19 protein-coding genes are annotated in these 20,040 nt (G+C 60.1%); 11 read left to right on the top strand and 8 right to left on the bottom strand.

From position 1 onward, the window contains the following. The first annotated feature begins 551 nt into the window (after window positions 1–551). Both AACY19_RS08635 and AACY19_RS08640 read left to right on the top strand, forming a co-directional pair. A complete protein-coding gene (locus AACY19_RS08635) occupies window positions 552–917 on the top strand; it encodes a DUF6124 family protein (protein WP_339449845.1) in 366 nt (121 codons plus the stop codon). A gap of 119 nt (window positions 918–1,036) precedes the next feature. Next, window positions 1,037–1,219: a hypothetical protein gene (locus AACY19_RS08640; protein WP_339449846.1), complete on the top strand. Its 183-nt coding sequence runs from the start codon at window positions 1,037–1,039 to the stop codon at window positions 1,217–1,219. A 137-nt stretch (window positions 1,220–1,356) separates the two neighbouring features. Here AACY19_RS08640 and AACY19_RS08645 read toward each other — a convergent pair whose 3' ends face one another. After that, window positions 1,357–2,073, bottom strand: coding sequence for an SIMPL domain-containing protein (locus AACY19_RS08645; RefSeq protein WP_339449847.1), 717 nt, complete (start codon window positions 2,071–2,073; stop codon window positions 1,357–1,359). A gap of 314 nt (window positions 2,074–2,387) precedes the next feature. On the opposite strand from AACY19_RS08645, the gene AACY19_RS08650 reads away from it, so the two are divergent. From AACY19_RS08650 to AACY19_RS08665, 4 genes are all read left to right on the top strand, one after another. Continuing rightward, a complete protein-coding gene (locus AACY19_RS08650; protein WP_339449848.1) occupies window positions 2,388–3,650 on the top strand; it encodes an ATP-binding protein in 1,263 nt (420 codons plus the stop codon). Beyond that, window positions 3,643–4,203, top strand: coding sequence for a response regulator transcription factor (locus tag AACY19_RS08655; protein WP_003221630.1), 561 nt, complete (start codon window positions 3,643–3,645; stop codon window positions 4,201–4,203). The genes AACY19_RS08650 and AACY19_RS08655 overlap by 8 nt, the downstream gene beginning before the upstream one ends. Window positions 4,204–4,299: 96 nt before the next feature. Next, entirely contained in the window at window positions 4,300–6,027 is a 1,728-nt protein-coding gene (locus tag AACY19_RS08660; RefSeq protein ID WP_339449849.1) for an ABC transporter ATP-binding protein/permease, read from the top strand. Between the two features lie 192 nt (window positions 6,028–6,219). After that, window positions 6,220–6,966 carry a FadR/GntR family transcriptional regulator gene (locus AACY19_RS08665; RefSeq protein ID WP_339449850.1) on the top strand — a complete coding sequence of 249 codons (747 nt, stop codon included), beginning with the start codon at window positions 6,220–6,222 and terminating at the stop codon, window positions 6,964–6,966. Between the two features lie 7 nt (window positions 6,967–6,973). Here AACY19_RS08665 and AACY19_RS08670 read toward each other — a convergent pair whose 3' ends face one another. Continuing rightward, window positions 6,974–7,336 carry a hypothetical protein gene (locus tag AACY19_RS08670; RefSeq protein ID WP_339449851.1) on the bottom strand — a complete coding sequence of 121 codons (363 nt, stop codon included), beginning with the start codon at window positions 7,334–7,336 and terminating at the stop codon, window positions 6,974–6,976. A 462-nt stretch (window positions 7,337–7,798) separates the two neighbouring features. Between AACY19_RS08670 and kdgD the strand changes: the two genes are divergently transcribed. From kdgD to AACY19_RS08695, 5 genes are all read left to right on the top strand, one after another. Beyond that, a complete protein-coding gene (gene kdgD / locus AACY19_RS08675) occupies window positions 7,799–8,710 on the top strand; it encodes a 5-dehydro-4-deoxyglucarate dehydratase (protein ID WP_007981458.1) in 912 nt (303 codons plus the stop codon). Between the two features lie 76 nt (window positions 8,711–8,786). Then, complete coding sequence (locus AACY19_RS08680) at window positions 8,787–10,232, top strand: aldehyde dehydrogenase family protein (RefSeq protein ID WP_339449852.1); 1,446 nt, start codon at window positions 8,787–8,789, stop codon at window positions 10,230–10,232. A 158-nt stretch (window positions 10,233–10,390) separates the two neighbouring features. Then, window positions 10,391–11,752, top strand: coding sequence for an MFS transporter (locus AACY19_RS08685; RefSeq protein WP_339449853.1), 1,362 nt, complete (start codon window positions 10,391–10,393; stop codon window positions 11,750–11,752). A gap of 11 nt (window positions 11,753–11,763) precedes the next feature. Beyond that, entirely contained in the window at window positions 11,764–13,317 is a 1,554-nt protein-coding gene (gene garD / locus AACY19_RS08690) for a galactarate dehydratase (RefSeq protein ID WP_339449854.1), read from the top strand. Between the two features lie 274 nt (window positions 13,318–13,591). Next, on the top strand, window positions 13,592–14,533 hold the full coding sequence (locus AACY19_RS08695; RefSeq protein WP_339449855.1) for an AEC family transporter: 942 nt from the start codon (window positions 13,592–13,594) through the stop codon (window positions 14,531–14,533). A 116-nt stretch (window positions 14,534–14,649) separates the two neighbouring features. Here AACY19_RS08695 and AACY19_RS08700 read toward each other — a convergent pair whose 3' ends face one another. The 6 genes from AACY19_RS08700 to gatC form a co-directional block, all read right to left on the bottom strand. After that, window positions 14,650–15,030, bottom strand: a complete 381-nt coding sequence (locus tag AACY19_RS08700) for a carboxymuconolactone decarboxylase family protein (RefSeq protein ID WP_339449856.1) — start codon at window positions 15,028–15,030, stop codon at window positions 14,650–14,652. Next, entirely contained in the window at window positions 15,027–16,088 is a 1,062-nt protein-coding gene (locus AACY19_RS08705) for a calcium/sodium antiporter (protein ID WP_339449857.1), read from the bottom strand. The genes AACY19_RS08700 and AACY19_RS08705 overlap by 4 nt, the downstream gene beginning before the upstream one ends. Before the next feature lie 46 nt (window positions 16,089–16,134). Further along, window positions 16,135–16,506 carry a septal ring lytic transglycosylase RlpA family protein gene (locus AACY19_RS08710; protein ID WP_339449858.1) on the bottom strand — a complete coding sequence of 124 codons (372 nt, stop codon included), beginning with the start codon at window positions 16,504–16,506 and terminating at the stop codon, window positions 16,135–16,137. A gap of 149 nt (window positions 16,507–16,655) precedes the next feature. Continuing rightward, window positions 16,656–18,101, bottom strand: a complete 1,446-nt coding sequence (gene gatB, locus AACY19_RS08715; protein ID WP_339449859.1) for an Asp-tRNA(Asn)/Glu-tRNA(Gln) amidotransferase subunit GatB — start codon at window positions 18,099–18,101, stop codon at window positions 16,656–16,658. A gap of 10 nt (window positions 18,102–18,111) precedes the next feature. Then, a complete protein-coding gene (gene gatA, locus AACY19_RS08720) occupies window positions 18,112–19,563 on the bottom strand; it encodes an Asp-tRNA(Asn)/Glu-tRNA(Gln) amidotransferase subunit GatA (RefSeq protein ID WP_339449860.1) in 1,452 nt (483 codons plus the stop codon). Between the two features lie 16 nt (window positions 19,564–19,579). Further along, window positions 19,580–19,867, bottom strand: coding sequence for an Asp-tRNA(Asn)/Glu-tRNA(Gln) amidotransferase subunit GatC (gene gatC, locus AACY19_RS08725; RefSeq protein ID WP_007976465.1), 288 nt, complete (start codon window positions 19,865–19,867; stop codon window positions 19,580–19,582). Window positions 19,868–20,040: the final 173 nt, after the last annotated feature.

A 20,040-nucleotide genomic window follows, 5' to 3' on the forward strand; every position in this document is an offset into this window, starting at 1 on the left:
AAAGCAGGCGAGCTGACACTCGGCCTATTGAGTGGTGAAGAGCGGGTGTTCGGCTTTGGTTTTGTGGTGGATTTGCCCCTCACCCCAGCCCTCTCCCCAAGGAGAGGGAGCCGATTTGTGAGCCTTTCAGAACCTTGGTTCGACTCGCTATTTCACGTCGGCGTAGCTCGCCCAAACACCTCGGTCAGTCCCCTCTCCCTCCGGGAGAGGGCTAGTGAGGGTTGACTTTTTGGCTGTTTAAATCTGTGTCAAATGACCAGAACCTTCCCACAAGGTTTTCAGGTTGTCCGTCGGACGTGGGCTCTCTAGGCTCTGGTTGTCGCTGAATGTTCAGTGATCGGGTGTGAGAACCCGCCGAGCTTGAAACTAGCACCAGTAAGACCATAATTGCCGCCGGCTTGTTAGCTGTCGCAATACCTTATGGCGGCTGTGTGCGGGCAGACTTCGGTCTGGCCGGTTTTCTGCTCACCGGTTTCTCACTCCGCACATAGCTGCCACCCTTTGCCACGTGAGAAATGGCTGAGGGCGGCTCGAATGACGAGCAGATTTTCATGAAAGATAAAATTGTCCCCGATCCACCCCTCGAACCCACAACCCCACTCGAAGAAGCCATCCGCGCCGACGACCAGATCAAAACCCGCGAAGCCATCAAGCGCGCCCTGGATTTCTACCTCAGCCCCGAACCCCTCAAACCCCGACAGCCCAGCACGATGTTCCTGATCCAGCCAAACATCGACACCGAAAGCCTGCTGGCGCATGCCTGTGAGTCACTGGCGTCGGCGAACACGTTAACCGGTAACTTTGCCGATCAGTTGGGCCGGCCCGAGCGCAATACGGCATTGGCGATTCAGCAGATCATCATGCTGGCGGAGTTGGCGGTGAATCGGGCGCTGGATCGGGTTGATCCGCCGTCATGACCTGTCAGGTCTGACAGTAGATATATCCCGCGATTGGGATGAGCATGATTGCAAGCGGCTCGCCTAGCTTGTCTTGCCGGGCGAGTCGTATCTAAGCAAAAACGCATTGAGGAGAAGCCATGGACATCGCGGGCGCAAAACAACGCGGCTATCAAGCATTGCTAGTCGCCAAGGGGACGCAGGGATCCGTCTGGCAGGTTTATCTGGCAGGACGGCTGTTTGATCATCAGGAGTTTGGAACGGAGGCTGAAGCATGGCAGCACGCTATAGATCTGATTAATGCAGACCAATACAACCATTAATCATCCGTTCAAGGCATCGACTGATTTGTAGAAGGAAACGGGATGTCCGCGATGGCAGCTCATTCACTACAAACCCAGACACAAAAAAACCGGCGATCATTCACGGATCGCCGGTTTCTCATTCAGCCCATATCAACTCACTGCATCAACACTTCAATCGAGCCATCGGCGGTCAGGCTGACCTGGCTGGTGCCGGCTTCGACTTCCGGTGTGACCGGTGCTGAATCCATGCCAGCGGCTTTCATCATCATCGGTGCGCGCAGGTACGGTTGTGGATAACCATTGCTGTTGAGGTTCAGGTTGACGATTTTATAGCCCTTGCCGCCCAGTGCATCGGTGGCCAGTTGGGCGCGGGCCTTGAAGGCGCTGACGGCTTCTTTGAGCAGTTTGTCTTCGCTGGCCTTGCGGGTCGGCTCGGCGATGGCGAAGTCCATGCCGCCCATTTTCAGGTCGGTCAGCAGTTCGCCGGTGAGTTTGGACAGGGCCGCGAAGTCTGAGCTTTCCAGGCGCAATTCGGCACGTTCGCGCCAGCCGGTGATCTTCTGGCCTTTGGTGTCGTAGATCGGGTAGCTGTTGCGGCTGCCCTGGCGCAGGGTGATGTCTTTGACTTGCTTGGCCTGGGCCAGTGCCTTGTTCATGGTGGTGCTGACGTCGGCGGCGAGTTTGGCCGGGTCGGTGTTTTGCTCTTCGGTGTAGAGCGTCACGATCATCAGGTCGCGGGCCACTTCCTGGCTGACTTCGGCGCGCAGGGAAATCTGGTTGTAGTGCAGCTCATCGGCGGCCAGGGCCGGAAGGCTGGCGATGCTGCCGACGGTCAGGGCGAGAAGGGCGGCGCTGCGGCGAAATGTGTGCATGAAAGCTCCTTGATGAGGGCGCAGGTCATCGTTCGGGGGCCTGCGTGAAACAATCAGACTCTAGCTTTTATGCTCCGGTTCGCCCAGTTACAACTTCTATACAGATGGCCGGGGCTGCTGCGCAGCCCTTCGCGAGCAGGCTCGCTCCCACCTTTGAATGCGTTCCCCTGTGGGAGCGAGCCTGCTCGCGAAGGCGTTCTTATAGCCGCGGCAAATATTTTCGCCATGTGGTCGTTTGCCGCACTTTCGCCTCTCAAGGGCGCGGCTTGGTTATACTCCGTGCGATCCGCCTGGAGCGCTCATCAGGAGAGCTCATGCTCGCCCCCGTACAACTGACTTCCGCCACTCGCCAGAACCTCTGGCGGCTGACGTTCATCCGCACGCTGGTGCTGGCCGCGCAGGCCGGCTCCGTCGGCCTGGCCTACTGGCTGCAATTGTTGCCGTTGCCCTGGGTGCAACTGGCGATGACCCTCGGCTGCTCGACGTTGCTCTGCGTGTTCACTGCCGTGCGCCTGCGCACTTCGTGGCCGGTGACCGAACTTGAATATGCGCTGCAACTGGCCTGTGATCTGGTGATCCACAGTGCGCTGCTGTATTTCTCTGGCGGTTCGACCAACCCGTTTGTTTCCTACTATCTGGTGCCGCTGACCATCGCGGCGGTGACGTTGCCGTGGCGCTATTCGGTGATCCTGTCCGGTATCGCGCTGGCGCTGTACACCGTGATGCTGACGCGGTTCTACCCGCTGGAAACCCTGCCGGTCGCCCGCGAGAACCTGCAGATCTATGGCATGTGGCTGAGCTTCGCCCTCGCTGCTGCGGTGATCACCTTCTTCGCGGCGCGCATGGCCGAAGAGCTGCGCCGTCAGGAAGAGTTACGGGCTATTCGCCGTGAAGAAGGCCTGCGCGATCAGCAATTGCTGGCTGTTGCCACTCAGGCCGCTGGCGCGGCGCATGAGCTGGGTACACCGCTGGCGACCATGAGCGTGCTGCTCAAGGAGATGCAGCAGGATCATCCCGACCCGATGCTGCAGGACGATCTGAAAGTGCTGCAGGATCAGGTCAAACTGTGTAAGGAAACCTTGCAGCAATTGGTCCGCGCCGCCGAAGCCAACCGACGTCTGGCCGTCGAGATGCAGGACGTCACCGACTGGCTCGACGAAGCGCTGAACCGCTGGCACCTGATGCGTCCGGAAGCCAGTTATCGCTTCCAGCGTCTCGGCCAAGGCACTGTGCCGCGCATGGCGCCGCCGCCGGACCTGACCCAGGCGCTGCTCAATTTGCTGAACAATGCCGCCGACGCCTGCCCGGAAAATCTCCAGGTGACGCTGGACTGGGACGCGGAAACCGTGACCATCAGCATTCGTGACCACGGCGCCGGTGTGCCGCTGGCCATCGCCGAGCAGATCGGCAAACCGTTTTTTACCACCAAGGGCAAAGGTTTCGGCCTGGGCCTGTTTTTGAGCAAGGCCAGCGTGACACGCGCCGGCGGCTCAGTGAAACTCTATAGTCATGAGGAAGGCGGCACGCTCACCGAGCTGCGCCTGCCCCACGGCGCCCGAGGAGACCAACATGAGTGACGAAATCCAAGTCGAAGGCGAAGAACTGCCGCATCTGCTGCTGGTCGACGACGACGCGACCTTCACCCGCGTCATGGCCCGTGCCATGGCCCGTCGTGGCTTTCGCGTCAGCACCGCAGGTTCCGCCGAAGAGGGCCTGACCATCGCCCAGGCTGACCTGCCGGACTACGCCGCGCTGGACCTGAAAATGGACGGCGACTCCGGCCTGGTGCTGCTGCCCAAACTGCTGGAACTGGACCCGGAAATGCGCGTGGTGATCCTCACCGGTTATTCGAGCATTGCCACCGCGGTCGAAGCGATCAAGCGCGGCGCCTGCAACTACCTGTGCAAACCGGCCGATGCCGACGACGTGCTGGCCGCGCTGCTCTCCGAACACGCGGACCTCGACAGCCTGGTGCCGGAAAACCCGATGTCGGTCGACCGTCTGCAGTGGGAGCACATCCAGCGTGTGCTGACCGAGCACGAAGGCAATATCTCCGCCACTGCCCGTGCCCTGGGCATGCACCGCCGCACCCTGCAGCGCAAACTGCAGAAGCGCCCGGTTCGTCGCTGAACCTGCGCTGAACGACTATCGCCAGCCCTCGCGATAAAACGCGCCGATCATCTATGATCGGTGCGTGTCTGTTCTTTTCTATATTGAGCCTTATCCATGAATCAGAACGCTGAATATTCCGCGGTCAACGATGCTGTGCGCGGGCAGTTTTTTCGCAAGGTCTGGGGAATCATCACGCCTTATTGGCGCAGTGAAGAGAAGGGCAAGGCCTGGACGCTGTTGATCGCAGTGATCGCGCTCTCGCTACTGAGCGTGGGCATCTCGGTGTGGTTCAACACTTGGTACAAGGACTTTTACAACGCCCTGCAAAAGAAGGATGAAGCGGCGTTCTGGCAACTGATCCTGTATTTCTGTGTGATTGCGGCTGTGGCGATTATCGGTGCCGTTTACCGGCTTTATCTGACCCAGATGCTGACGATTCGCTGGCGGGCCTGGCTCACTGAAAAGCATTTTTCCCGATGGCTTGCCGACAAGAATTACTACCACCTGGAGCAGGGCGGTTACACCGACAACCCGGATCAGCGGATTTCCGAAGACCTCAACAACTTCACCTCCAACACACTCGAACTGGGCATCGGGCTGCTGCGCAATATCGTCAGTCTGGTGTCGTTTTCGATCATTCTGTGGGGTGTTTCGGGCAGTATTGAAGTGTACGGCGTCACCATTCCCGGCTACATGTTCTGGTGTGTGCTGGTTTACGCGGTGGTGGGCAGTTGGCTGACGCATTTGATCGGTCGTCGCTTGATCGGTCTGAATAACCAGCAACAACGTTTCGAAGCCGACCTGCGTTTTTCCATGGTGCGAATTCGCGAGAATGCCGAAAGCATCGCGTTGTACAACGGCGAACCGAACGAGAATCGCCGATTGAGCGCCCGCTTCGGTAATGTCTGGCACAACTTCTGGGACATCATGAAAGTGTCCAAGCGCCTGACGTTCTTTACCGCCGGTTACAGTCAGGCGGCCATCATCTTTCCGTTTATCGTGGCTTCGCCGCGTTACCTGTCCGGCAAGATCGAACTCGGCGAGCTGATGCAGATCAGCTCGGCATTCGGCAACGTTCAGGAAAGCTTCAGCTGGTTCATCAATGCTTACCAGAGCCTCGCTTCCTGGCGCGCTACCTGTGATCGTCTGCTGAGCTTCCGTCAGGCCATGACCGATAACGAAGAGCGTGCCCCGGCCATCGATGTGCAGAATCAGGGCAGCGAGCTCAGGGTGCACAACCTCGGCCTGGATCTGGCCGATGGTCGTCATCTGCTGAACCATGCCGACATGACGGTGGAGTCGGGCGACCGGGTGATGCTCAGCGGGCGCTCCGGCAGTGGCAAATCGACGTTGCTGCGGGCGATGGGGCACTTGTGGCCGGCGGGGCACGGCAATATCCGCTTGCCGGCGGCGCGCCATCTGTTCCTGCCGCAGAAACCGTATCTGCCGATCGGCACCCTGCGCGAGGCGCTGAGTTATCCACAACCGGGCGACACCTACGCGCCGGAACGTTATGCACAAGTGCTGGAAACCTGCCGCTTGCCGCATCTGGTCGCGCGGCTGGACGAGGCCAATCACTGGCAACGCATGCTTTCGCCGGGCGAGCAGCAACGCTTGGCCTTCGCCCGTGCATTGCTTTACGCCCCGCAATGGTTGTACATGGACGAAGCGACTTCGGCGATGGATGAGGAAGACGAAGCGACGCTGTATCAGGCGCTGATTGATCAATTGCCGGGGCTGAGCATTGTCAGCGTCGGCCATCGCAGCAGTCTGAAACGCTTCCATCCACGGCATGTGCGGATTGATAGCGGCCATTTGGTTGAACAGGCCGTGACGGCCTGATGACCGCAACTCCCCTTGTGGGAGCGGGCTTGCTCGCGAAGGCGTCCATCCAGTCGACAAATCTGTTGTCTGACACACCGCCTGCGCGAGCAAGCCCGCTCCCTCATTGGACAATGTGTGGCGAACAGTGATCGTACAACTCGCTTGAGCTATGATGGCCTCCAGCCGAATTTTCGAGACAAGATGCAGACCATGGAAAACCTGATCGACACCCCGCGCCTCCCGCGCAAGCGCCGCAGTCTGGCCCAGGAACTGGTGACGGTGCTGAGCGAGCAGATCCGCGATGGCCTGCTCAAGCGCGGTGACAAACTGCCTACCGAGTCGGCGATCATGGAAGCCCATGGGGTCAGCCGTACCGTGGTGCGCGAGGCGATTTCCCGATTGCAGGCCGCCGGGCAAGTGGAAACCCGCCACGGCATCGGCACGTTCGTGCTCGATACGCCTAGCCCGAGCGGCTTTCGCATCGACCCGGCCACCGTCGTGACCTTGCGTGATGTGCTGGCGATTCTCGAACTGCGCATCAGCCTCGAAGTGGAGTCCGCCGGCCTTGCCGCGCAACGCCGCAGCCCGGAGCAACTGGCAACCATGCGTGCGGCGCTTGATGCCCTCAACGACAGCGTTGCGCACGCCAGCGATGCGGTGGCGTCAGACTTTGCTTTCCACCTGGAAATTGCCCTGTCCACCGGCAACCGCTACTTCACCGACATCATGACCCACCTGGGCACCAGCATCATTCCGCGCACACGGCTGAATTCGGCGCGCCTGGCCCATGACGACCAGCAGCACTACATGGGGCGCCTGAGCCGTGAACACGAAGAGATTTACGAGGCGATTGCCCGCCAGGATTCCGATGCCGCACGCGCAGCCATGCGCCTGCACCTGACCAATAGCCGTGAAAGACTGCGACAGGCCCATGAAGAGGCCCAGGCGCAGGGTTGAGGCTGGATCAGTCTTTAAGCTCGATAACCCGTTGCATTGAAGTGTTTTCGTTGCCTGCACTTTCAATGGTGTACAGCAAACCCGTGTTTTTGCCAGCTTTCAGCATTTTTTCAAATGGCGCTTTCGGGATTTCAAACTCAATGGGTTCACCAGCGGAGATTGAAGTCAGTACGACAGAGTCTGACCACTGCTCGGCGCCGTCTGAGTCGTGCACTTTCAGTGTGATTTTGTCGCCGATGACCGCTTCCTGGCGTGCAGGTACAACCCCATGAGCGGGACTGATCAAGTTATGCACGTAGAGGACGTCATTGATTGCTTCATTAAGCGCAGGGGGTGGCAGCATTTGAATAGCGAAGCTTTTATTTTTCATTTTCAGAATCCCTTTGTTTGTCAAAACGAGCCGTCTGCGGCTCACGCCAATTAATGTCTTGATCGCAAAAGCCAGGCACCTGTAACAAATACCAGTCCCGACGAACGGTCACTGCTCCTGCACGATCAGATTCAGGCCTTGATCCGCAGTCAATACCTCCGAAAAGTTTCGGCTTCCTTCCAAGGTTGTCCACGATCCGGGTGGCAGTCGTCGCACCTTTCCCGGCGTTTCTCCAGCGCCCAATAAATGGATACTGAGCAGACCAGTGCGCGCGTCAGCCCTTTGAATACGGGCTTTTGCGACAAGATTGGCGGCGCCTTGAACATCGTTGTCCGACAAAAAAACACCCGCGACGATGAAATGCAGTTGACGGTTATTTTTTAAGTTGTACGATGACCTACAACTTCGGCGAAGGCTGAACGGTCCACTCAATAAAAACGTTGCTACCAGGGTGTTCGAATAATGAATCCACAAGAACTGAAGTCCATCCTCTCTGCCGGCCTGCTGTCCTTCCCGGTGACCGATTTCAACGCGCAGGGCGATTTCAACCGCGCGGGCTACATCAAACGTCTGGAATGGCTGGCCCCGTATGGCGCTTCGGCCCTGTTCGCAGCGGGCGGCACCGGCGAGTTCTTCTCCCTGGCCGCCAGCGAGTATTCGGAAATTATCAAGACTGCCGTGGACACCTGCGCCACCAGTGTGCCGATTCTGGCCGGTGTCGGCGGTTCGACTCGCCAGGCGATTGAATACGCGCAAGAAGCCGAGCGTCTCGGCGCCAAAGGTCTGTTGCTGCTGCCGCACTACCTGACTGAAGCGAGCCAGGACGGTGTTGCCGCTCACGTTGAGGCCGTGTGTAAATCGGTCAACATCGGCGTCGTCGTTTACAACCGCAACGTTTGCCGCTTGACCGCGCCGCTGCTGGAACGTCTGGCCGAGCGCTGCCCGAACCTGATCGGTTACAAGGACGGTCTGGGCGATATCGAGTTGATGGTGTCGATCCGTCGCCGCCTCGGTGATCGCTTCAGCTACCTGGGTGGTCTGCCGACCGCCGAAGTCTACGCCGCGGCCTACAAGGCGCTGGGCGTGCCGGTTTACTCCTCGGCGGTGTTCAACTTCATCCCGAAAACCGCGATGGATTTCTACCACGCGATTGCCCGTGAAGATCACGCCACCGTAGGCAAGATCATCGATGACTTCTTCCTGCCGTACCTCGACATCCGCAACCGCAAGGCGGGTTATGCCGTGAGCATCGTCAAGGCTGGCGCGAAAATCGCCGGCTATGACGCAGGCCCGGTGCGGGCGCCGCTGACCGACCTGACCGGCGAAGAGTACGAAATGCTTGCCGCGCTGATCGACAAGCAAGGTGCGCAGTAACACCCGAGAAAAAGCGAGGCCGCTGAGCAATCAGCGGCTTTTTGCGTGAAGGCTTTGAGATGTGAGGGCTGCCCCTGTGACAACTGCAAAACGCTACGACAACTACATCAACGGCGAATGGGTTGCCGGTGCCGACTACTCGGCCAATATCAACCCGTCCGAACTGAACGACACCATCGGTGATTACGCCAAGGCTGACCTGAGCCAGGTTCACGCCGCCATCGACGCCGCCCGCGCGGCCTTCCCGGCGTATTCGACTTCGGGCATCCAGGCCCGTCACGATTCGCTGGATAAAGTCGGCACGGAAATCCTTGCCCGTCGCGAAGAACTCGGCACGTTGCTGGCCCGGGAAGAGGGCAAGACCCTGCCTGAAGCCATTGGCGAAGTGACCCGCGCCGGCAACATCTTCAAGTTCTTCGCCGGTGAATGCCTGCGTCTGTCCGGCGACTACTTACCGTCGGTGCGCCCGGGCGTCAACGTCGAAGTGACCCGTGAAGCGCTGGGCGTGGTCGGTCTGATCACACCGTGGAACTTCCCGATTGCCATTCCTGCGTGGAAAATTGCCCCGGCGCTGGCCTACGGCAACTGCGTCGTGCTCAAACCCGCCGATCTGGTACCGGGCTGCGCCTGGGCGCTGGCGGAAATCATCTCCCGCGCAGGCTTCCCGGCCGGCGTGTTCAACCTGGTGATGGGCAGCGGTCGTGTGGTTGGCGATGCACTGGTGCAGAGTCCGAAAGTCGACGGCATCAGCTTTACCGGTTCGGTCGGCGTCGGTCGGCAGATCGCCGTCAACTGCGTGTCGCGTCAGGCCAAGGTTCAGCTGGAAATGGGCGGCAAGAACCCGCAGATCATTCTGGATGACGCCGACCTCAAACAAGCGGTCGAACTGTCGGTGCAGAGCGCGTTCTACTCCACCGGTCAGCGTTGCACGGCGTCGAGCCGTTTGATCGTCACCGCCGGGATTCACGACAAGTTCGTTGAGGCCATGGCCGAGCGCATGAAGTCGATCAAGGTCGGCCACGCGCTGAAATCCGGCACCGATATCGGTCCGGTTGTTTCGCAAGCGCAGCTTGAGCAAGACATGAAGTACATCGACATCGGCCAGTCCGAAGGTGCACGTCTGGTCAGCGGTGGTGGTCTGGTGACCTGCGACACCGAAGGCTACTTCCTCGCGCCCACCCTGTTTGCCGACAGTGAAGCGTCGATGCGCATCAGCCGCGAAGAGATTTTCGGCCCGGTGGCCAACATTGTTCGCGTGGCCGATTACGATGCGGCGCTGGCGATGGCCAACGACACCGAGTTCGGTCTGTCGGCGGGCATCGCGACCACGTCGCTGAAGTACGCCAACCATTTCAAGCGTCACTCCCAGGCCGGGATGGTGATGGTCAACCTGCCGACCGCTGGCGTGGATTACCACGTTCCGTTCGGTGGCCGTAAAGGTTCATCCTATGGCTCACGTGAGCAAGGCCGCTATGCGCAAGAGTTCTACACCGTGGTGAAAACCGCCTACGTAGGCTCCTGATACACGCAATACCTGTGGGAGCTGGCTTGCCAGCGATGTGGGCGACTCGCTCTGTCGTCGTACCGAGGTGATGCCATCGCTGGCAAGCCCGCTTCCACAAAAGCACTACCAAAGAAGATTCACCCGCGCATAAAAATAATCAGTGGGAGTACCTCTACATGCAATCGTCCAAGCCGACTCACGTCCGCTATTTGATCCTGCTCATGCTGTTTCTGGTGACCACGATCAACTATGCCGACCGCGCGACTATCGCCATCGCCGGTTCCAGCTTGCAAAAAGACCTCGGTATCGACGCGGTCACCCTTGGCTATATCTTCTCCGCATTCGGTTGGGCCTACGTGGCCGGGCAAATTCCCGGTGGCTGGCTGCTTGACCGGTTCGGTTCGAAAAAAGTCTATGCCCTGAGCATTTTCACCTGGTCGCTGTTCACCGTGCTGCAAGGCTTTGTCGGCGAATTTGGCATGTCCACCGCCGTCGTTGCGCTGTTCATGCTGCGCTTCCTCGTGGGTCTTGCAGAAGCGCCGTCGTTCCCAGGCAATGCGCGCATTGTCGCGGCGTGGTTCCCGACCGCTGAACGCGGCACGGCCTCGGCGATCTTCAACTCGGCGCAATACTTTGCCACCGTGTTGTTCGCACCGCTGATGGGCTGGATCGTGTATTCCTTCGGTTGGGAGCACGTGTTCATCGTCATGGGTATTCTGGGCATCGTCTTCTCGCTGGTCTGGCTGAAAGTCATCTACAGCCCGCGCGAACACCCACGCATCAACGACGCCGAGTTCAAGCACATCGCAGACAACGGCGGCATGGTCGACATGGATCAGAAGGGTAAAAAGTCCGACGGTCCGAAATGGGATTACATTCGTCAGTTGCTGACCAACCGCATGATGCTTGGCGTGTATCTGGGTCAGTACTGCATCAACGGCATCACCTATTTCTTCCTGACCTGGTTCCCCGTGTATCTGGTGCAAGAGCGTGGAATGACCATTCTCAAGGCCGGTTTCATTGCCTCGTTGCCGGCGATCTGCGGCTTTATCGGGGGGGTGCTCGGCGGGGTGATTTCCGATTACCTGCTGCGCAAGGGACACTCGCTGACCTTCGCCCGCAAAGCGCCGATCATTGCTGGCCTGCTGGTTTCCAGTAGCATCGTGGCGTGCAACTACGTTGAAGTTGAATGGATGGTCGTTGGCTTCATGGCCCTGGCCTTCTTCGGCAAAGGCGTTGGTGCGCTGGGCTGGGCGGTGGTTTCCGATACCTCGCCGAAACAGATCGCCGGACTGAGCGGTGGCCTGTTCAACACCTTCGGCAACATCGCGTCGATCACCACGCCGATCGTGATTGGCTACATCATCAGCTCCACCGGTTCGTTCAAATGGGCGCTGGTGTTCGTCGGTGCCAACGCACTGGTCGCGGTATTCAGCTATCTGGTCATCGTTGGCCCGATCAAACGTGTGGTCCTCAAAGAGCCGCCAACCCATGGCGGTGCTGAAGCCACCGGCAAATTGTCTCAAGCGCATTCCTGAGGAGCGGCGTCATGCAGTTGATTGAACATTCCGACTCGCCGCGTTACATCCGCCTGCACGAGCGGGACAACGTAGTGGTTGTGGTCAACGACCAGGGCGTACCGGCCGGCACCGAATTCGCCGATGGCCTGGTCACGGTGGATTTCGTGCCGCAGAGCCACAAGGTTTGCCTGGAGGATATTCCCGAGGGCGGTACGGTGATTCGTTACGGTCAGGTCATCGGTTACGCGTTGCAACCGATCCGCCGCGGCAGTTGGGTCAAGGAAGATCAACTGCGCATGCCGACCGCGCCGCCGCTGGACAGCTTGCCACTGTCCACCGACGTGCCGGCCGCGCAGGCACCGCTGGAAGGCTTCACCTTCGAGGGCTATCGCAATGCTGACGGCACCGTTGGCACGCGCAATATTCTCGGCATCACCACCACTGTGCAGTGCGTCACTGGCGTACTCGATCACGCGGTGAAAAAGATCAAGGAAGAGCTGCTGCCGAAGTACCCGCACGTCGATGATGTGGTGGCGCTGACCCACAGTTACGGCTGCGGCGTGGCGATTACTGCCACCGACGCCTACATCCCGATTCGCACTGTGCGCAATCTGGCACGCAACCCGAACCTGGGGGGCGAGGCGTTGGTGATCAGTCTCGGCTGCGAGAAACTGCAGGCCGGTCAGGTGATGCACGAGGACGATGCGTCGGTCGATCTCAGCGATCCATGGCTGTATCGCTTGCAGGATTCCAGTCACGGTTTTACCGAGATGATCGAGCAAATCATGGAACTGGCCGAAGTCCGCCTGAAAAAGCTCGACCAGCGCCGTCGCGAAACGGTGCCGGCGTCCGAGCTGATCCTGGGCATGCAGTGTGGCGGCAGCGATGCGTTTTCCGGAATCACCGCCAATCCGGCGCTGGGTTATGCCTCGGACTTGCTGTTGCGTGCGGGGGCGACGGTGATGTTTTCCGAAGTCACCGAAGTGCGCGATGCGATTTACCTGCTGACTTCACGCGCCGAAAGCAAAACCGTGGCCGAGGAACTGGTGCGCGAGATGGACTGGTACGACCGTTACCTGGCCAAGGGCGAGGCGGATCGCAGCGCCAACACCACGCCGGGCAACAAGAAGGGCGGGTTGTCGAATATTGTCGAGAAGTCCTTGGGGTCAATCGTCAAATCCGGCAACAGCGCCATCAGTGGCGTGCTCGGCCCTGGCGAACGCTTCAAGCAAAAGGGGCTGATTTTCTGCGCGACGCCGGCGAGTGACTTCGTCTGCGGCACGTTGCAGTTGGCCGCCGGGATGAACCTGCACGTGTTCACCACCGGACGTGGCACGCCGTATGGTCTGGCGATGGCGCCGGTGGTGAAGGTTTCGACGCGCACCGAGCTGGCGCAGCGCTGGCCCGATCTGATCGACATCGACGCCGGGCGGATTGCCACCGGGCGCGCGACCATCGAGGAGCTGGGCTGGGAGTTGTTTCACTACTATCTGGATGTTGCCAGCGGCAAAAAGCAAACGTGGGCGGAAACGCACAAGCTGCATAACGACATTACGTTGTTCAACCCGGCGCCGATTACCTGATGGTTTGGGGGGGGCAAAAGCTACCTTCATCGGAGCGTCGCCCGCCCAGCCCTCTCCCAGGGGTAGAGGGGGCCGATCCGGGAATATTTTAGAGGTACATCGACCTGAAAATGCCTTGCCGAATCCATAATCGACTCGGTCTTGCAGGTCGATGCAGGACGCAAGACACTTCGGTCAGTCCCCTCTCCCTCGGGGAGAGGGTTAGGGTGAGGGGCTTTTGACGCTTTTGGCTTATCATTAGCCCCCTAACGACGCTCACCCAAGGCTCCCCGGCATGCTGGCAATTTTCCTCGAAACCCTGAACATCACCGCGCCGGTGTTTGCCATGCTGTTTCTCGGTGTGCTGCTCAAGCGCATCGACTGGATCAACGACAACTTCATCCACACGGCCTCGTCGCTGGTGTTCAACGTGACCATGCCGGCGCTGCTGTTTCTCGGCATCCTGCATGCCGACCTGCACGCGGCGTTGCAGCCATCCCTGCTGATCTACTTTTCCCTTGCCACACTGGTTAGTTTTGCCCTGGCCTGGGGCTGGGCGATTTTCAAATGTCCGCGTGAAGATCGCGGCATCTACACCCAAGGCGCGTTCCGCGGCAACAACGGCGTGATCGGTCTGGCGCTGGCCGCCAGCATGTACGGCGATTACGGGATTTCCCTCGGGGCGATCCTCGCGGCGCTGGTGATCCTGTTCTACAACACGCTGTCGACCATCGTGCTGGCGGTGTACAGCCCGGTGATCAAGTCCGATCCGTGGAGCATCTGCAAAAGCGTGTTCAGCAATCCGTTGATCATCAGCGTGATTGCGGCGGCCCCGTTTGCCTATTTCAAGATTGGTTTGCCGGGCTGGCTGGAAACCTCCGGTCAATATCTGGCGCAGACCACCTTGCCGCTGGCGTTGATCTGCATTGGTGGCACGCTATCGCTGGCAGCGTTGCGCAAGAGCGGCAACATGGCGCTCAGTTCGAGTCTGGTGAAAATGATCGGTCTGCCGCTGCTGGCAACGCTGGGGGCGTGGTTGTGGGGATTTCGCGGGGCGGAGCTGGGGATTCTGTTCCTGTACTTCGGCAGCCCGACGGCAGCGGCAAGTTTTGTCATGGCCCGGGCGGCGCAGGGCAATCATGAACTGGCCGCAGCGATTATCGTGATGACCACGTTGATGGCGGCGATTACCACCAATGTCGGGATTTTCGTTTTGCAGTGGGGTGGGTGGATCTGATTTTGAGTTTGCGGTGTTGCTCAGGGCCTCTTCGCGAGCAGGCTCGCTCCCACATGTGAAATGCATTCCAATGTGGGAGCGAGCCTGCTCGCGAAAGCTGTTTCACGGGCGCTGAATCACTCTGGCTTTTGGTAGGTATCGATCACTTCCTGCGCCGCGCGAAATGCATCAATCGCTGCCGGCACGCCGGCATACACCGCGCAATGCAGCAGCGCCTCGCGAATTTCGTCCACCGTGCAGCCGTTGTTCAGCGCGCCGCGCACGTGGCCCTTCAGCTCTTGCGGGCACTTCAATGCTGTCAGCGCGGCGAGGGTAATCAGGCTGCGGGTCTTCAGCGGCAGCCCCTCGCGATTCCACACGCCGCCCCACGCGTGCTCATTGACGAAATCCTGCAACGGTTGGGTGAACCCGGTGGCGTTGCCCAACGCCCGGTCAACAAACGCATCGCCCATTACCTGGCGGCGGACTTCAACCCCGGACTTCTTCGATTCGGTCATGGTTTATCACTCTTGTGGTGTTGGCGGCGCCAGGCGCGAATGGACGTGAACAGCAGAAACGTCAGCAGCGTCGGCAGGACGTAAAACAGCATCAACCGCTCAAGCTTGCCGGCCAGGGGCATGCCGGTGGTGAACGACACCACGTGCAGCCCATAGGCCAGATACAGGCCGAGCAGCAACAAACCTTCGGCGCGGGTCACGCGGTAGCCGGAATAGAACACCGGCAGACACAACGCGGCGACGCCGAGCATCACCGGCAGGTCGAACGCCAGGGCGTTCGGCGACACCGACAGCGGCGTCGGCGCGATCAGCGCGGTCAGACCCAGCACGCCGAGCAGGTTGAACAGGTTGGCGCCGATCACGTTGCCCACGGCGATGTCCCGTTGACCGCGCAATGCGGCGATCAGCGAGGTGGCAAGCTCCGGCAGGGAAGTGCCGACGGCTACCACGGTCAGGCCGATCACCCGTTCCGAGAAGCCCAGATCCGTCGCTACCACCACGGCGGCGCCCAGCAGCAGATGCCCGCCGAATATCAGCAGAACCAGCCCGGCAATGATCATCAGTGAACTGCCGAGCCATGACCTCCGGGGGGGCTGCGGCTGTTGCGAATGCGGTCGCAGCGAATGTCGCGACTGCCGTAGCAGCAGGCCCAGGTACAACGCAAGGGCTCCGAGCAACAGCACGCCGTCGAAGCGGCTGAGCTCTTCATTCCACGCCAGGACGAAGACCAGAAGGCTGGCGCCGATCATCAGCGGGATGTCGAGGCGCACCAGTTGCCGCGATACCCGCAGCGGAATGACCAGCGCCGACAGGCCGAGGGTCACGAGGATGTTGAAGATGCTGCTGCCGACCACGCTGCCAACGGCGATGTCGGGATTGTGCGCCAGCGCCGCTTGCAGGCTGACGGTCATTTGCGGCGCGCTGCTGCCGAGGGCGACGATGGTCAGGCCGATGATCAGAGGGCGCACGTGCAGGCGCTCGGCCAGGCGTACTGCGGCGCGCACCATCAGTTCGGCGCCGACGATCAGCAGGCCGAGACCGGCGAGCAGTTCGATCACATTGATCAGCGGTAAATCGGCTAATCCGAAAATGGTCGGCGCTCCATCAGTCGAGGGCCTGCACGCGAACCCGCGCGGTGCCGCTGCGCAGCATGCCGAGCTGTTCGGCCGCCTCGCGGGACACGTCGATCAGGCGTCCACGGGTGTGCGGGCCGCGGTCATTGATGCGGACCACAACGGACTCATCGTTTTTCAGGTTGGTGACCTTCACCCGGGTGCCGAACGGTAGCTGGCGGTGGGCGGCGGTCAGGGAATGCTGGTTGAACGCTTCGCCGCTGGCGGTGCGTTTACCGTGGTGTCTGGCTCCGTAATAGGAGGCGACGCCGGTCTGGTCGTAACCGTGCGGGTCGATGATGTCGGTGCTGGCGCAACCGGCCAGTAAAGAGAGCAGGGCGCAGGCGCCGAGCAGACGTTTCATTCGAAAGCTCCCAGATAACAATGTGGGAGCGAGCTTGCTCGCGAAGAGGCCGTCACATTCAATATCTCTAGTGGATGTCATGACGCTTTCGCGAGCAGGCTCGCTCCCACAGGGAATAGAGCCAGGCTTTGGATCTGGCTCCATTGTGGTCAGCCTTCGAGCTTGCTTTTCAGCAGTTCGTTCACTTGCTGCGGGTTGGCTTTGCCTTTGGACGCTTTCATCGCCTGGCCCACAAAGAAGCCGAACATCTTGCCGCGCTTGGCTTCATCCGCCGCACGATACTGTTCAACCTGCTCGGCGTTGGCGGCGAGCATTTCGTCCAGCACCGCCGAGATCGCGCCACTGTCGGTCACTTGCTTCAGGCCACGCTTTTCGATGATCTCGTCTGCGCTGCCTTCGCCGTTGGCCATCGCTTCGAACACCACCTTGGCGATCTTGCCGGAGATGGTGTTGTCCTTGATGCGCTGCAGCATGCCGCCCAGTTGCTCGGCGGAAACCGGCGACTCGTCGATGTCCACGCCTTGCTTGTTGAGCAGGCTGCCCAACTCGACCATCACCCAGTTCGCCGCCAGTTTGGCGTCGCCGCCGATGGCTGCAACCTTCTCGAAGTAGTCCGCTTGCTCACGGCTGGTAGCCAGCACGTTGGCATCATACGCCGACAGACCGAACTGGCTCTGGAAGCGCTCGCGTTTCTGCGGTGGCAGTTCCGGCAGGGTGGCGCGCACCTCGCCGAGGAACGACTCTTCGATGACCACCGGCAGCAGGTCCGGATCGGGGAAGTAACGGTAGTCGTTGGCTTCCTCTTTCGAACGCATCGGACGGGTCTCGTCCTTGTTCGGATCGTACAGACGGGTCTGCTGGATCACTTTGCCGCCGTCTTCGATCAGCTCGATCTGACGCTGGATCTCGGAGTTGATCGCCTTCTCGATGAAGCGGAACGAGTTGACGTTCTTGATCTCGCAGCGCGTGCCGAATTCAGCCTGGCCTTTCGGGCGCACCGAGACGTTGCAGTCGCAGCGCAGCGAACCTTCGGCCATGTTGCCGTCGCAGATGCCCAGGTAACGCACCAGCGCGTGGATCGCCTTGACGTAAGCCACGGCTTCCTTGGCACTGCGCATGTCCGGCTCGGAAACGATTTCCAGCAGCGGCGTGCCGGCTCGGTTCAGGTCGATGCCGGTGGCGCCGTTGAATTCTTCGTGCAGGCTCTTGCCGGCGTCTTCTTCAAGATGCGCGCGGGTGATGCCGACACGTTTGACCGTGCCGTCTTCCAGGGCGATGTCCAGGTGGCCCTTGCCAACGATCGGCAATTCCATCTGGCTGATCTGGTAGCCCTTCGGCAGGTCCGGATAGAAATAGTTTTTACGCGCGAACACGTTGTGCTGACCGATCTCGGCGTCAATCGCCAGACCGAACATCACCGCCATGCGCACCGCTTCCTGGTTCAGCACCGGCAAAACGCCGGGCATGCCCAGGTCAATCAGGCTGGCCTGGGTGTTCGGCTCGGAACCGAAGGTGGTGGAACTACCGGAAAAGATTTTCGACCGGGTGGTGAGCTGAGTGTGAATCTCCAGCCCGATCACGACTTCCCATTGCATGTGTGTCTCCTCAGAAGCCGGTTGGGGTGCGGGTGTGCCAGTCAGTGTTGAGCTGATACTGATGGGCAACGTTCAACAGGCGACCTTCCTGGAAATACGGCGCGAGCAACTGCACGCCAACCGGCAGACCGTCGACAAAACCGGCCGGCATCGACAGGCCCGGCAGGCCCGCGAGGTTGGCGGTGATGGTGTAGACGTCTTCCAGATAGGCAGCGACCGGGTCGCTGTTCTTGGCGCCGAGTTTCCAGGCCGGGTTCGGCGTGGTCGGGCCGAGGATGATGTCGACCTCATTAAAGGCCGCCATGAAGTCGTTTTTAACCAGACGACGGATCTTCTGCGCCTTCAGGTAATAGGCATCGTAGTAACCGGCGGAAAGGGCGTAGGCGCCGACCATGATCCGGCGTTGTACTTCAGGGCCGAAGCCTTCGCCACGGGAGCGCTTGTACAGGTCGATCAGGTTTTCCGGGTTCTCGCAGCGATGGCCGAAACGCACACCGTCGAAACGCGACAGGTTGGAAGAGGCTTCTGCCGGGGCGATCACGTAGTACGCCGGAATGGCGTGCTGCATGTTCGGCAGGCTGATTTCCTTGATGACGGCACCGAGCTTCTGCAGCTCCTTGATGCTGTTCTGGATCAGATCGGCGATGCGCGGGTCGAGACCGGCGCTGAAGTATTCCTTCGGCACGCCGATGCGCAGGCCTTGCAGCGATTGGCCGAGGCTGGCGGAGTAATCCGGAACCGGCTCATCGATGCTGGTGGAGTCGTTCTGATCGAAGCCGGCCATACCTTGCAACAAAATCGCGCAGTCTTCGGCGGTGCGAGCCAACGGGCCGCCCTGATCGAGGCTGGAGGCATAAGCGATCATGCCCCAGCGCGAAACGCGACCGTAGGTCGGTTTCAGGCCGGTGAGGTTGGTGAAGGCCGCTGGCTGACGGATGGAACCACCGGTATCGGTGGCCGTCGCCGCCGGCAACAGACGAGCGGCAACTGCGGCCGCCGAACCGCCGGACGAACCGCCCGGTACGTGTTCGAGGTTCCACGGGTTTTTCACCGCGCCGTACCAGCTCGACTCGTTGGCCGAACCCATGGCGAATTCGTCCATGTTGGTCTTGCCCAGGGTCACGGCGCCGGCGGCAGCCAGTTTCGCGACGACCGTGGCGTCATACGGCGCCTTGAAGTTGTCGAGCATCTTCGAGCCGCAGCTGGTGCGAATGCCCTGGGTGCAGAACAGGTCTTTGTGCGCGATCGGCGCGCCGAGCAGGGCGCCGCTCTCACCGTTGGCGCGGCGTGCATCGGCGGCTTTCGCCTGCTCGAGGGCCAGCTCTTCGGTGAGGCTGATGAAACTGTTGAGCTGCGGATCGAGCTGGGTGATACGCGCCAGCAGGACTTTGGTCAGCTCTTCTGAGGAAAACTTTTTATCGGCGAGACCGCGGGCGATCTCGGCCAGAGTCATTTGATGCATTGCAGGCTCTTTCCCTTTAGTCGATGACTTTCGGAACCAGGTACAGGCCGTTTTCGACCGCTGGTGCGATGGACTGGTAAGCCTCGCGGTTATTGGTCTCGGTCACGACATCGGCGCGCAGGCGCTGACTGGCTTCCAGCGGGTGGGCCAGAGGCTCGATACCGTCGGTATTAACAGCCTGCATTTCGTCGACCAGCCCGAGAATGCTGTTGAGGGCGGAAGTGATATGTGGAAGATCGGCATCATTGAGGCCAAGGCAGGCCAGATGTGCGATTTTTTCCACGTCGGAGCGTTCTAGCGCCATCGGGATTCTCCTGTGGAAAACAGAACGGACGACGTCCGTGTGTTAGATTGTCGGAACACTACCGCACTTCTACGGTCATAAGGCCGCGATTGTGGGGCTTGGTGCACAGAAAAGCGGCCAATTTAACATATTGGCGCCTTGCCCAAAATCCCTGTCGTTGTTAGAGTTTGCCG

It is taken from the genome of Pseudomonas sp. EA_5y_Pfl2_R50, from assembly GCF_963970475.1.
In the GTDB taxonomy this organism is placed as follows: domain Bacteria; phylum Pseudomonadota; class Gammaproteobacteria; order Pseudomonadales; family Pseudomonadaceae; genus Aquipseudomonas.

Coding starts and splice junctions, on each gene's coding strand:
- AACY19_RS08700 (WP_339449856.1), bottom strand. CDS start 15,030: ATGACCGAATCGAAGAAGTCCGGGGTTGAAGTCCGCCGCCAGGTAATG.
- AACY19_RS08665 (WP_339449850.1), top strand. CDS start 6,220: ATGGAAAACCTGATCGACACCCCGCGCCTCCCGCGCAAGCGCCGCAGT.
- AACY19_RS08635 (WP_339449845.1), top strand. CDS start 552: ATGAAAGATAAAATTGTCCCCGATCCACCCCTCGAACCCACAACCCCA.
- AACY19_RS08645 (WP_339449847.1), bottom strand. CDS start 2,073: ATGCACACATTTCGCCGCAGCGCCGCCCTTCTCGCCCTGACCGTCGGC.
- gatA (WP_339449860.1), bottom strand. CDS start 19,563: ATGCATCAAATGACTCTGGCCGAGATCGCCCGCGGTCTCGCCGATAAA.
- AACY19_RS08695 (WP_339449855.1), top strand. CDS start 13,592: ATGCTGGCAATTTTCCTCGAAACCCTGAACATCACCGCGCCGGTGTTT.
- gatB (WP_339449859.1), bottom strand. CDS start 18,101: ATGCAATGGGAAGTCGTGATCGGGCTGGAGATTCACACTCAGCTCACC.
- kdgD (WP_007981458.1), top strand. CDS start 7,799: ATGAATCCACAAGAACTGAAGTCCATCCTCTCTGCCGGCCTGCTGTCC.
- AACY19_RS08670 (WP_339449851.1), bottom strand. CDS start 7,336: ATGAAAAATAAAAGCTTCGCTATTCAAATGCTGCCACCCCCTGCGCTT.
- gatC (WP_007976465.1), bottom strand. CDS start 19,867: ATGGCGCTAGAACGCTCCGACGTGGAAAAAATCGCACATCTGGCCTGC.
- garD (WP_339449854.1), top strand. CDS start 11,764: ATGCAGTTGATTGAACATTCCGACTCGCCGCGTTACATCCGCCTGCAC.
- AACY19_RS08685 (WP_339449853.1), top strand. CDS start 10,391: ATGCAATCGTCCAAGCCGACTCACGTCCGCTATTTGATCCTGCTCATG.
- AACY19_RS08655 (WP_003221630.1), top strand. CDS start 3,643: ATGAGTGACGAAATCCAAGTCGAAGGCGAAGAACTGCCGCATCTGCTG.
- AACY19_RS08640 (WP_339449846.1), top strand. CDS start 1,037: ATGGACATCGCGGGCGCAAAACAACGCGGCTATCAAGCATTGCTAGTC.
- AACY19_RS08710 (WP_339449858.1), bottom strand. CDS start 16,506: ATGAAACGTCTGCTCGGCGCCTGCGCCCTGCTCTCTTTACTGGCCGGT.
- AACY19_RS08660 (WP_339449849.1), top strand. CDS start 4,300: ATGAATCAGAACGCTGAATATTCCGCGGTCAACGATGCTGTGCGCGGG.
- AACY19_RS08650 (WP_339449848.1), top strand. CDS start 2,388: ATGCTCGCCCCCGTACAACTGACTTCCGCCACTCGCCAGAACCTCTGG.